Origin of the sequence: Streptomyces sp. NBC_00154 (genome assembly GCF_026342835.1) — a bacterium.
In the GTDB taxonomy this organism is placed as follows: Bacteria; Actinomycetota; Actinomycetes; order Streptomycetales; family Streptomycetaceae; genus Streptomyces.
Genome location: NZ_JAPEMI010000001.1, coordinates 5,499,223 through 5,511,342 on the forward strand (window position 1 = coordinate 5,499,223; position 12,120 = coordinate 5,511,342).

At 69.0% G+C, this 12,120-nt stretch carries 10 protein-coding genes; 6 read left to right on the forward strand and 4 right to left on the reverse strand.

The window, feature by feature from the left end; translation table 11 throughout:
- Window positions 1-86: 86 nt before the first annotated feature.
- A complete protein-coding gene (locus OHA03_RS24665) occupies window positions 87-980 on the forward strand; it encodes a triacylglycerol lipase (RefSeq protein WP_267005962.1) in 894 nt (297 codons plus the stop codon).
- A 19-nt stretch (window positions 981-999) separates the two neighbouring features.
- Here the strand turns inward: OHA03_RS24665 and OHA03_RS24670 are convergent, their stop codons facing one another.
- Window positions 1,000-2,034: a lytic polysaccharide monooxygenase gene (locus OHA03_RS24670; protein ID WP_267005963.1), complete on the reverse strand. Its 1,035-nt coding sequence runs from the start codon at window positions 2,032-2,034 to the stop codon at window positions 1,000-1,002.
- Window positions 2,035-2,279: 245 nt separating this feature from the next.
- On the opposite strand from OHA03_RS24670, the gene OHA03_RS24675 reads away from it, so the two are divergent.
- The 4 genes from OHA03_RS24675 (at window position 2,280) to OHA03_RS24690 (ending at window position 8,812) form a co-directional block, all read left to right on the forward strand.
- Window positions 2,280-3,671, forward strand: coding sequence for an IS1380 family transposase (locus OHA03_RS24675; RefSeq protein WP_266999817.1), 1,392 nt, complete (start codon window positions 2,280-2,282; stop codon window positions 3,669-3,671).
- 1,069 nt (window positions 3,672-4,740) lie between these two features.
- Window positions 4,741-5,166, forward strand: coding sequence for a hypothetical protein (locus OHA03_RS24680; protein ID WP_267005964.1), 426 nt, complete (start codon window positions 4,741-4,743; stop codon window positions 5,164-5,166).
- Window positions 5,167-5,908: 742 nt separating this feature from the next.
- Entirely contained in the window at window positions 5,909-6,676 is a 768-nt protein-coding gene (locus OHA03_RS24685; RefSeq protein ID WP_267005965.1) for a hypothetical protein, read from the forward strand.
- Between the two features lie 657 nt (window positions 6,677-7,333).
- Entirely contained in the window at window positions 7,334-8,812 is a 1,479-nt protein-coding gene (locus OHA03_RS24690; RefSeq protein ID WP_267005966.1) for a trifunctional class I SAM-dependent methyltransferase/NUDIX hydrolase/VOC family protein, read from the forward strand.
- Here OHA03_RS24690 and OHA03_RS24695 read toward each other — a convergent pair.
- On the reverse strand, window positions 8,809-9,318 hold the full coding sequence (locus OHA03_RS24695; protein ID WP_267005967.1) for a DUF402 domain-containing protein: 510 nt from the start codon (window positions 9,316-9,318) through the stop codon (window positions 8,809-8,811). The genes OHA03_RS24690 and OHA03_RS24695 overlap by 4 nt on opposite strands.
- Complete coding sequence (locus OHA03_RS24700) at window positions 9,299-10,219, reverse strand: GNAT family N-acetyltransferase (protein WP_267005968.1); 921 nt, start codon at window positions 10,217-10,219, stop codon at window positions 9,299-9,301. The genes OHA03_RS24695 and OHA03_RS24700 overlap by 20 nt, the downstream gene beginning before the upstream one ends.
- Before the next feature lie 69 nt (window positions 10,220-10,288).
- On the opposite strand from OHA03_RS24700, the gene OHA03_RS24705 reads away from it, so the two are divergent.
- Entirely contained in the window at window positions 10,289-10,663 is a 375-nt protein-coding gene (locus OHA03_RS24705) for a GntR family transcriptional regulator (protein ID WP_267005969.1), read from the forward strand.
- Between the two features lie 152 nt (window positions 10,664-10,815).
- On the opposite strand, the gene OHA03_RS24710 is transcribed toward OHA03_RS24705, so the two are convergent.
- Window positions 10,816-11,919 (reverse strand): DUF5925 domain-containing protein, encoded by a 1,104-nt coding sequence (locus tag OHA03_RS24710; protein ID WP_267005970.1) that lies wholly within the window; start codon window positions 11,917-11,919, stop codon window positions 10,816-10,818.
- Between the last annotated feature and the right edge of the window lie 201 nt (window positions 11,920-12,120).

A 12,120-nucleotide genomic window follows, 5' to 3' on the forward strand; every position in this document is an offset into this window, starting at 1 on the left:
ACATAGAACGTCGGTACAGAACTTGTGGTCCGGGCCGCAGGGCGCAGTGACATCGCAACTCCCTTGAGCCGCAAGGAGACCACACGATGCTGCCCTGGACACGTGCACCGCGCACCCCACGTGCGCGGAGAGGACTCGCCGCACTGCTCCTCGCCGTCGCCGCGTTCGCCACCCCCACGGCGACCGCCACCGCAGCCACCCCCGCCGCCGCCACAGCCCCCTCCCGTGGCTGGAACGACTTCTCCTGCAAACCCTCCGCAGCCCACCCCCGCCCCGTCGTCCTGGTCCACGGAACCTTCGGGAACTCGGTCGACAACTGGCTCGTCCTCGCCCCGTACCTGGTCGGCCGGGGCTACTGCGTCTACTCGCTCGACTACGGGCAGCTGCCCGGCGTGCCGTTCTTCAACGGCCTCGGCCCGATCGACAAATCGGCCGGCCAGCTCGACACCTTCGTCGACAAGGTGCTCGCCGCCACCGGAGCGCCCAAGGCCGACATCGTCGGTCACTCCCAGGGCGGCATGATGCCCAACTACTACCTGAAGTTCCTCGGTGGCGCCGCCAAGGTGAACGCCCTGATCGGACTCGCCCCCGACAACCACGGCACCACCCTCCTCGGGCTGACCAACCTGCTCCCGTACTTCCCGGGCGCCGAGGACCTGCTGAACGCCCACACGCCCGGCCTCGCCGACCAGATGGCCGGATCCCCCTTCATCACCAAGCTCAACGCGGGCGGCGACACCGTGCCCGGCGTGCGGTACACGGTCATCGCGACCAGGTACGACGAGGTGGTGACCCCGTACCGCACGCAGTACCTGGACGGGCCGAACGTACGCAACGTCCTGCTCCAGGACCTGTGCCCGGTCGACCTGTCCGAGCATGTGGCGATCGGGACCGTGGACCTGATCGCCTACCACGAGGTGGCGAACGCCCTGGACCCGGCGCACGCCACCCCGACCACCTGCGCCTCCGTCCTCGGCTAGGCCAGGCTCGAACCGCCTCTCAGTGTCCGCGTCGGGCCGCACCGCCGGCCCGGCGACGGACCGAGGCGAACAGGGCGGCCGCGCCGACGGCGAGCGCGGCCGCACCGCCGACCGCAAGGTACGGGGTACTGCCGTCGCCCCCCGTCTCGGCGAGGCTCTCGCCCGCCGGGGCGGGGCCGGTGGCGCTGTCCGGCTCGGGTGCGTTCGCCTCGGACGGGCCGGCCGACGCCTCGGCGGCCGGAGCCGCCTGGGTGACCTTCGCGCCCGTACCGGCGTCGTCGTCACCATGACCGCCGTGCTCCACCGACGACTTGTCGGCGCCCCCGGCGATCTCCTGCTCGGACGGCGCGGACGCGGTCGGCGCAGGGACCGCGCCCACCGAACCACCGCCACCGGCACCGCCGTCGGCGCCCCCGAAGACCACATCGGAACAGGCGTAGAACGCCTCGGGGGAGTCCGAGCGCTGCCAGACGGTGTAGATCAGCTGCCGTCCCGAACGCCTCGGCACGGTCCCGTCGAACACATACGATCCGTTCTCCAGCTTCGGATCGGTGGCCGTGGCGAACGGCTCGGACTCCAGGTCCGACCACTTCAGCGGCTTCGTCGGGTCGTAACCGGCCTTGGTGAGATACAGCTCGAACGAGCCCTTGTGCGGCGCGGTGGCGCGGAAGCGGAAGGTGTGGCTGCCGGCCGCCATCTTGGTCGACGGCCAGTCGGCGCGCGGCAGATCGAGCCCCTTGAACTTGTCGTTGCCGGCGCTGCACAGCTTGCCGTCCGGGATCAACTGCCGGTGATTTCCTGCCGCATTGGCGATGTTGACCCCGTTCCAGTCGTACAGCGCCTGTGTCCCGCCCGCCGCGACCGCGGCCACGCACGCCGCCGACTTCGGATGTTCGGGCCCCTCCGCGAAGCAGGCGGAGACCCGGCTGACCGGATCCGTCAGCGAGCCATGTGCGGCGGCCGGAGTCGCGGACAGACCGGTCAGCGCGAGCGGTGCCACACCGAGCGCGACGATTGCGGCGGCCTTGCGGCGAGCGGTCCTGATCACGGTCATGGCGCGTCTCTCCTTCGGCGGTTCACGTCTGCGTCGAGGAGAAGCTAGCCGCCCGCCGGCCCGGAAACGGCTGCTGGAAGGGGTGCTCGGCGATCTTTATGGCGGGCTTAAGGAGCGTCTAAGCCTTGATCCACCGATCTGATGGCTGTGGATGACTCTTCGGGAAACAAGGAAGTGCCTTGTGACCTGCGATGATGGGAGTTCTTGAGGCTTCCAGCACGCACGATCGGCAAGGCACTTCCGAGATGCAAGTTTCCCATACTCCAGCGGCGGTCTCCGCTGCGTTCGATGACCCGAATCTGGTCGCGCTTGCCGGGCTGGTTCCGGTGATGCGGCTGGCCGAACGGTGTGGGCTGTCGGGCCTGGTGACGCAGAAGGTGGAGCTGAGCGGGACGACGAACGGCGCGGGTGCGTCGGCGGGCGCCAAGGTCAGCAGCATCGTGGCCGGCATGGCGGCGGGCGCGGACAGCATCGACGACCTCCACGTGCTGCGGCACGGCGCGATGCCCGCCCTGTTCCGAGGGGTTCGTGCGCCGTCCACGCTGGGCACGTTCCTTCGCGCGTTCACCCACGGTCACGCACTCCAACTCCACGCTGTCCACCGCAGGTTCCTCGGTCAACTGGCCGCGCACACCCCGCTGCTTCCCGGCGCCGATCAGATGGTGTTCATTGATGTCGACTCCACCCACAAGCGGGTCTACGGCCGGGCCAAGCAGGGCGCCGAGTACGGCCGGTTCAAGGGCATCCGCACCCTGCACCCCCTGCTTGCCACGATCTGCACCCCCACCTCCCGGCCGGTGATCGCAACAGTACGGATGCGCCGCGGCAAGGCAGCCGATTCCCGTGGGGCCCCGAAATTCGTCAGTGAGGCGCTGGCCACCGCCGTCGAGGCGGGCTGCACCGGCACCCGGATCCTGCGAGCGGACTCGCAGTTCTACAACGCCGGGGTGATCGCCGCCTGCCGCCGGGCCGGAGCCCACTTCTCGATCACCTGCGGGATGAACCCCTCCATCAAACGGGCCATCCACACCCTCCCCGACCAGGCCTGGCAGCAGATCACGTACCCGACCGCGGTGCCCGATCCCGCAACCGGTGAACTCATCTCGGACGCCGAAGTCGCCGAGATCCCCGCCTACACCGCGTTCGCCAGCCGCACAAAAGCAGAGCGGGTCACCGCGCGGCTGATCGTGCGCCGGGTCCGCGACCTGGCCAAACCCGCCGTTGTGGGTGAGCAGGGCGAGTTGTTTCCCGTCTGGCGCTACCACCCGTTCTTCACCGACCAGCCCGCACAGACCCTCCAGGCCGAACGCGAACACCGTCACCACGCGGTCATCGAGCAGGTCATCGCCGACAGCAAAGCCTCTGCCCTGGCCCACCTGCCCTCCGCACACTTCCACGCCAACGCCGCATGGCTCACCCTGTGGGCGATGACCTACAACCTGCTGCGGGCCACCGGCGCACAGGCCTCCGCCTTCCACGCCAGGGCCACCACCGCCACGATCCGCACCCACCTGGTCCACGTTCCGGCCCGGATCGCCCGCTCCGGCCGCCGCATCACCCTGCACCTACCGCACAACTGGCCCTGGCAGCACGCCTGGACACACCTGTTCTCCACCGCCCACGGACCGGCCGGCTGATACGAACAGCCCCTGCCCGCCCCGCCCGCAAGGGCCCGACCGGAACCGAACCGTGGAAATGCTGGGCAGACCAGCGGACACAAGCTGCCCTCACCCGGCCACCCGACCCGAAGCCGATCAAAAGACCACTCTCAAACCACCTCGGTGGATCAAGGCTAAGAAGGGGCTCAGGAAAGTGCACCAGTGAACCCCTGCGAACAGCCTTGATGCTGGATGGGCTGTCCGTGGTCGTCCGGGGCAGACCGTCTGATGTCGTGCTGGGTGGCTCCCAATCTGGCTCCCAGCAGCCACCCAGCGGCCCAGACTCCCCTGAGAACCAGACCAGACTCCACCAGAGGCTGGAGCGTCGGGCGTCACGCCAAGAAGGTCCGCGGCTGCTTCTTGTTGCGCAGGAACTTACGCGACTGCCAGGCGACCTCGGAGAATGCGAGCTGAGGGTGCAATGACCAGCGACTTCAGGGCAGTTCATGGTCGTCGTTGGCCAGTGTGGGCCGACCTCAGACGGCCCGGCACAGGTGCGCGAGACGTAGGGTGAGCAGCTTTACAGAGGGCTCCCCTTAACGCCTCTCACCTGCAGCTTCTCCGTTGCAAGACACTCCTGGGGCACACCTGGGGGAAGGGGCCCCGAGAACACCGCTTCAGGAGTTCGATCCGACGACCTCAGTGCCACCTGAACCGCGGCGCGTTGGCGCCACCGTAGGTCGCTCGCGTTCCCCTTCGTTCAGCGCCGTCGATGTCAGCCGTAGATGTCATCCGCGCCGCTTCTCACTGCCGTCAGCGCTCGCGGTGCCGCTTCACGCACTCCAGGGGGACTGTCGACAGGGCGGTCGGCGCTGTGCTCCCCGGGACGCACGCGGCGACGTGGATCAAGCCACGGCGGCGGCCAAGCAGGACCTCGGCGAGGCCGTCTTCTCGGCGGAATTGAAGCTGGGCACCGGCCTGGGGCGGGCGACTGTCATGCGCTGATCATCTCGAAGTGGTCACAGAGCGGCGCAAGCCTTCCGCGCGTTCCTCTGCAGCGGCAAGATCCACCTCCATAACCCTACGCAGTGACGGAGAAGTCAACTACATGCGAACCCTGAGCAATTACATGCGAACCCTGAGCAAACTCGCGCTCGTCGGTGCCCTCAGCGCCAGCTTCGTCGGTCTGATGCCCGCAAACGCCTTGGCCCTCGAAGCGAACTGCTATAGCGCAGCACCCGCGGATCCGGACGGCGTCTCCTGCGTGATCTACCACGAGAACGCGGCCGGGTCTCACGTGGACCGGGTCTACTTCGAGGCATACGGCGAGGTGCTGCACCTCAGCGATTACTGGGCCAACGGCGAGGGTGTGGTTGCTTACGTCAACGGCGTGTCTTACTACCTGACCACGGGCGCCGACACGACGAAAGACGTGAACCTCAGCTTTACGGAAGGCGCCAGGGTCCAGATCACGTCCTGCCAGACCGACAAGGGCACTGAGTACGACTGCCACACGGAGTACGCCACGGCCTGATCCAGGCCGCTGGATCCAGCACTGACATGGGCCTTCCCGGGACCGGCGAGCACGAGGCGCTGGCACCGAGGGGCCGCGTGCATTCCAAACGGAACCGCCAAGCATCAAGCGATGCAGGACAGAGGTGCTGCGGCCGGCTCAGATTCACGAATCCGCCGGCACTCGCCAACGGCACCCCGTCCATCCCGGAGTCTGAGCGCCCCCGCCGGAGGCATGTCCTTGATCCGCGGATTGGTTCTCGACTCAGGGCCGTAGCAGTTGCTGCGGCCCCAGGAGCCCGGCCTGGGCGCCGAAGGCGCGGAGGACCGGGCACCAGGGGCCAGCCCGCGCTTGCGCGGGCACTTGATGAAGTAGGGAAAGTTCTACCGCGCTCGTACAGTGACGGTTTTCAGGACCGTTCTGTGAAGCGTCCCTGCAAGCCTGTGCCCTCGACGTGCGAGCCGGGCCGGGCCTCCATGCTGGCCTCCTGGCCGCAGGTTGGCCGAACGTACCTGTCGGCGACCTCTTCGTCCCGAACGCGATCGCGGGCCCAAGTGTCCTTGTCCGTCTGCTGTTTCACCTGGACGGAGCCGCAAGGTTCCGTCCGTAGTCGTCCCATGGGGGTACGAGGAAGGCTGCCGCGGTTGGCCCCCGGCCGATCACCGGCTTGGTTGGTGCACCCCTCCAACTTCATGGCACGGAAGGCCTGTTGTCAGTGCCAGCCTCTATGGTTCCTAGCAGGCTGCCGAGCGGAGGAGGACACATGACCGAGGAGCCTCACAGGAGGTACGACAACACCACCATTGCCGCGCTGATGACCTTAGCGCGGGGCGGCTGCTACGCCCCCCGCTGCGGAGCACCGACGGTGCGCATTATCGACGGCAAGCCCGTTCTTAACCTGGACATCGCCCACATTCGTGCGCTGAAGGCGGGCGGGAAGCGGTACGACCTCTCGTGGAGCGTGGAAGAGAGGAACAGCTTCGCCAACCTGCTGTTGTTGTGCAATGTGCACCATAAGCGCGTGGACGGTGTGGACGGCGAGAAGTACACCGTTGCCATCCTTGAGGGGTGGAAGCGTGTTCGCGAAGCCGAGGGGCAGGATGCCCTAGCAGGGCTGAGCGGACTGACCGAAGCCCGACTGGTCACGATGATCCAAGAAGCACAGGCACAGTACGTCGATCGGCTTGCTCCGGTGCTGGGCACTGTCGCGGACCGAGTACCAGAGTTGTCGTCCCTCCTCAAGGTCCTCAAGTCAGATCTTGAGCGCATGCAGGGACGTGCGCCCGGCATTTCGGAGGACACAGCCTGGATGGCTTACGAGGCCAGCCGAAACCTGGCGCATCTCCAGGACAACGCGCCTTTGCTGATGGAGGCGGGGGACGACCTCGCGCACCTGCAAGACAACGTCCACTTGCTGGCCTCCGCCGCTCGGGCCTTGATGCGCGTGGCAGACCTGCCGGCAGCCCTCAATAACGCAGCCGACAACATGCGGAGTGCTGCGGCTTCCCTCTGGGACGCGAGGAGGCGCTGAGTAAGGCAAGCGCCAGATCACAGCCACAGAGACACCTGCATTTTCCAGACGTTGTCCTTCGAAGCTTCGTCCGCGGACCTGCACGAACGGTTGAGGCGCGGAGTCGTCGGGCGCGGCTTCCTTCATGGTGATTCCCCGCTGATCCACGCCAGATCTAGTGCGCTTGTGGTGCGAGTGATGGTCACCTAAGACGATGTCCTATGTGGTGAGGCGGACGAGTCGCTTGTAGCAACACAGAGCGGCGGCGAGGCCGAGAAAGGCCAGGAAGTGGCTCAGGAAACTCCACCGGTGGGCCCCTGCCAGGGGCCTTGATGCGGCTGGGCCGTCCCGTCCGCGGTCGTCGGGGGGAGACCGTCTGCGCGACGCCTCTTGTTGCGCAGGAAGTTGCGCACAGCGGAAGCCACCTCGGCCCAGGCGCACGTCAGGCCCTGTGATCTGTATGCCAGCGGTGGGAATTGGTCGTTGCCGGCAGACATCAGCCGCCCCTTGACGGCCCGGACACGGCCCACCGACAGCCTCAAGAGAGCGATTCCCGCAGGGTCGCAGGTGAGGCCCGGCCCGGGAGTGCCGGCGCCCTACCGACACCCACCCCTTCCACCACCGCGAGCGGTCGGTCTGCTGATCGACTGTGTCGGTGGTGGCTGGGACGATCGGCGCATGACGACGATCGACTGGGACTCCGCCGCCGACTCCTTCGACGAGGAGCCCGACCACGGGCTGCTCGATCCGGTGGTCCGGCACGCATGGGCGCAGCGGCTGGAGAGCTGGCTGCCCGGCGAGCGCTCCGATGTGCTCGACCTGGGATGCGGCACCGGAAGTCTGGCCCTGCTCGTCACCGGGCAGGGTCACCGCGTCACCGCCGTCGACCGGTCGCCGCGCATGGTCGAGCAGGCGCGGGCCAAGCTCGTCGGGACGGGCGCCGAGGTGCTGGTCGGGGATGCGGCCCGACCGCCCGTCGGGAAGCAGCAGTTCGACGTGATCATGGTCCGTCATGTGGTGTGGCTGCTGCCCGACCCCGCGGCGGCCCTGCGCCACTGGTTCGGACTGCTGCGGCCCGGCGGGCGGCTGCTGATGATCGAAGGGGTGTGGGGCGGGGTGGGTCTCTCCGCCGAGCAGCTGACCGGGCTCCTCGCCCCGTTCACCGAGCGCATCCACCACGAGCGGCTCTCCGACGACCCGGACCTGTGGGGCAAGCACGTCGACGACGACCGCTACGCCCTGCTGGCGCGCGCCGAACCGCCGCACCGGCACACCGAGATCGTCGATGTGCATCTGATCCTCCGTCGCGGACCCGACGTCCTGCTCGCCCGCCGCGCCCGTACGGGATACGCGGACGGGCTGTTCAACGGCCCGTCCGGACACGTGGAGGACGGCGAGGACGTCCGCGAGGCGATGGTCCGCGAGGCCGCCGAGGAGATCGGTGTCGAACTGGACCCGGACGAGCTGCGGGTTGCCCTGGTCATGCAGCACCGCGGCCCCGGCGGCGCCCCCCGGACCGGCTGGTTCTTCGAGGCGGAGTACGACCCCGCCCGCCCGCCGTACAACCGTGAACCGGAGAAGTGCTCCGGACTCGCCTGGTTCCCGCTGGACGCCCTGCCCGACGACATCGTCGCGTACTGCCGTGCGGGGCTGGACGGATACCGGGCGGGGGAGCGCTTCCTGATCCACTGGCACGAGGACGGCGACACCGTGGCCTACCAGCCGCACGGCATCCGCCGCGCGGTCCCGCTGCCGTCGGGCGGGGCCCGCACCGGCGGGGTGCACCACATCGAGTTGTGGGTGCCCGACCTGGCGGCGGCCGAGGCGGGATGGGGCTGGCTGCTCGGCGAGCTGGGTCATGTGCCGTACCAGAGCTGGGAGCGCGGCCGCAGCTGGCGGCGCGGCGACAGTTATCTGGTGATCGAGCAGTCGGCCGATCTGACCCCGGGACCGCACGACCGGCTCCGCCCGGGGCTGAACCACCTGGCGTTCCATGTCCGGGACCGGGCCACGCTGGACGCACTGGTGGCGCGGGCCCCGGACCACGGCTGGCGACTGCTGTTCCCGGACCGCCATCCGTACGCGGGCGGCGAGGGGCACTGCGCCGCGTATCTGGAGGACGCGGCGGGGTTCGAGGTGGAGCTGGTGGTGCGTTAGGGGGTGTCGGCGGACGGGCTCGGCGGTGCCAGCAGTCCTGCGAGCCCGCCCGCCAGGGCCAGGCGTTCCAGTTCGTCCAGCGCCCGGCGGGCCGCATCCGCAGCCGCCGGATCGCGTGCGGCCAGGCCGCTCTCCTCGAACTCGTCCTCGTCCAGTCGCAGTACGGAGGAGCCGTCCGCCGACACCCACAGGTCGAGATCCAGGTCCTCCACGAGCAGTTCCCCGTCGCGCAGCACGGCGGGCCGGGTGATGTCGCAGTACCAGCCCTTCAGCGTCCCCCCGCCGGTACGGACCTCCTTCACCGCGAACCACCGGTCGCGCCAGTAGTGCTCGGTGAAGACATCGCCCGGCTCGAACCGTACGAAGCCGAAGTCGCGCACGCCCGGCGCGGCCCACGGGGCCGTCACCGTCACCTGGATGCCGTCGTCGCGTACGACGTCCGCCGGGTAGCGGATCTTCGTCCGGCCCGCCTTCACCAGGGCGACCTCAACCGAGCTTGCGTACATGCCGTACCTCCGTGGCGCAGATCCTGTAGCCGAACCATGTGTTGATCGCCAGCATCGGGCCGTTGTCCGCGTCGTTGCCGGTGTACGCGTCCGTGTAGCCGGCCGCGCGTGCCCGGTGCAGCGAGTCGTTCTTGGCGAGCTTTGCCAGGCCCCGGTTGCGGTACGCCCTGCGGGTGCCCGTCATCCCCGACCAGTAGCGGGTCAGACCGTCGGTGTTCGCCGCGCTGAACGCCGCCACCTGGCCGTCCACCACCGCGACCGAGGTGAGCTCCCGGTCGAGACCGGGGTTGTTCCACGTGTGCTGCAGCCAGTCCTCGTAGTCCGTGAGCTCGGCCGGGGTGTCGCTCGGCTCGTCCGCCGTGGACTCGGCGTCCGCCTCGAACAGCGGCCTCGGGTCGTCGGCGAAGTCGGCGGCCGTGCGCAGCTCCACACCGTCCGGGAGTTTTTGACGGGGCGGCAGGGAGCCGTGGGCCAGGTCGAGATGGAGGAGGTGCGCCGGGCGGCTCGGCGTATAGCCGCGCTTCTCGGCGAAGACCCGGTTCGCCGGTTCGTCGAGCACCCAGGTGTAGACGGCGACGGCCCCCGCACCGGCCAGATACTCCTCGGCGGTGCGCACCAGCAGCGAGCCCGCCCCGCGGCCCGCGCGCTGGGGGAGCGTGTAGGGATTGCAGAAGCCCTGGCCGGGCTCCGGGCTGTCATAGGCGATACCGACCTGCGCGGTGCCGATGATCTCCCCGTCCTCCTCGGCGATCAGCAGCCGGTACCGCTTGTCGGGGTGGGCGGTCGCCTGCTCGAACACGACCTGCTCGGGCGTGGTCACCATGTACGGGAGTGCGGCTCGCCGCACCCGTACCCAGGCCTCGGCATCGGTGGGCAGGAAGTCGCGCACGATGACTGTCATGCGCCGGACGGTACGCGGCGGTCCGGCCCGGTCGCCTCCGAATTTCCGCCGGTGGGGGAGAATCGGTGCGTGACCTTGAAGATCGCCCTTGATCCGGACGCCGGCACCGCCCCGTACGAGCAACTGCGCACGCAGATCTCCGAACTGGCCCGGTCCGGCGAACTGCCCGTCGGCTACAGACTTCCGACCGTACGCGGCTTCGCCGAGGAGCTCGGCCTCGCCGCGAACACCGTCGCCAAGGCGTACCGGGCGCTGGAGTCGGACGGGGTGATCGAGACCCGCGGGCGCAACGGTACGTTCATCGCCGCCGCGGGCGATACAGCGGACCGCAAGGCGGCAGCGGCGGCGCGGGAGTACGCGGAGCAGGCGAGGCGGCTCGGGCTGTCCCGCGCCCGGGCGGCGTCGCTGGTGGAGGATGCGGTGCGGGTGGCGTACGAGGGATGACAAGGCGAACCGGAGCCGTCCGGTAGCCGTTCCGACATCGAGAGCCGGACGGGGCTTCCAAGATGTCCTCAGGCACCGGACGGGCTCAACGGTTGTGCCCAAGTGCCGGACGGGCCTGATGTCGACCCTGTCCGGCGATTGAGGACCACACCTCAGAGGTACAGTCCCGCGTCCGCTCCCACGTCCTGCTTCGGTACCGACGCCGGCCCGGTGCCGCGCCGCAGTGCGTACAGCTCGGCCAGCGTCGCGCCCTCCCGGCCGAGCCCCTCCTCCGTACCCAGCCAGGACACCGCCTCCCGGCGGCTCAGTGGGCCCACCTCGATCCGGGCCAGGCAGCGGCCGGGCCTGACCACCGCCGGATGGAGCCGTTCCAGGTCCTCATTGGTCGTCACCCCCACCAGCACATTGCGGCCCTGGCCCAGCAGCCCGTCGGTGAGGTTCAGCAGCCGCGACAGTGCCTGACCCGCCGTGTGCTTGGCCTCACCGCGGATCAGTTCGTCGCAGTCCTCCAGGAGCAGCAGCCGCCACCGGCCCTTCGCCGTGCCGTCGTCCTCGCCGATCGCGATGTCCATGAGATAGCCGACGTCGTTGAAGAGCCGCTCCGGATCGAGTACGCAGTCGACCTGGCACCAGTCCCGCCAGGACCGCGCCAGCGTGCGCAGCGCCGATGTCTTGCCGGTGCCGGGTGGACCGTGCAGCAGGAGCAGCCGGCCCGCGATGTCGTCCGGGGTCACCTTCATCAGCCGGTCCATGGCATCGGCCACCGGTGCCGTGTAGTTGTTGCGCACCTCGTCCCATGTGCCGGCGGCGATCTGCCGGGTGGTGCGGTGCGGGCCCCGGCGCGGGGAGACGTACCAGAAGCCCATCGTCACATTCTCGGGCTGCGGTTCCGGTTCGTCCTGGGCGCCGTCCGTCGCCTGATCGAGGATCTGCTGCGCCAGCTCGGGGGTGGTCGCGGTGACGGTGACGTCGGCGCCGCGGTTCCACCGCGAGATGAGGAGTGTCCAGCCGTCGCCCTCGGCGAGTGTGGCGCTGCGGTCGTCGTCGCGGGCGGCGCGCAGCACCTTGGCGGCGGGCGGCAGCAGCGTCGCCCCGGACTTCACCCGGTCGAGGGAGGAACTGTGCGAGTACGGCTGCTCGCCCGTCGCGAAGCGGCCGAGGAACAGCGCGTCGACGACGTCGGCAGGGGAATCGCTGTCGTCGACGGTGAGCCGGATCGGCAGAGCGGCCTCAGGGTTGGCAGACATGGCGCCCATGATCCGGCACGGAGGCACCCGACGCACCCAGGTTTCGCCACCTCCCGTCAACCGGCCCGCACATGGACCGTTCACTCCGCGGCAGCGGCTTTGTCCGCCGGTGCGAAGGATGCCGAATTTCGATGTGACGCAACCTCAGGAGGGCTTCAGGAAGCGCTCATCCGATCGACTTGGCATGGACACTTCCGGACCAACGATGCT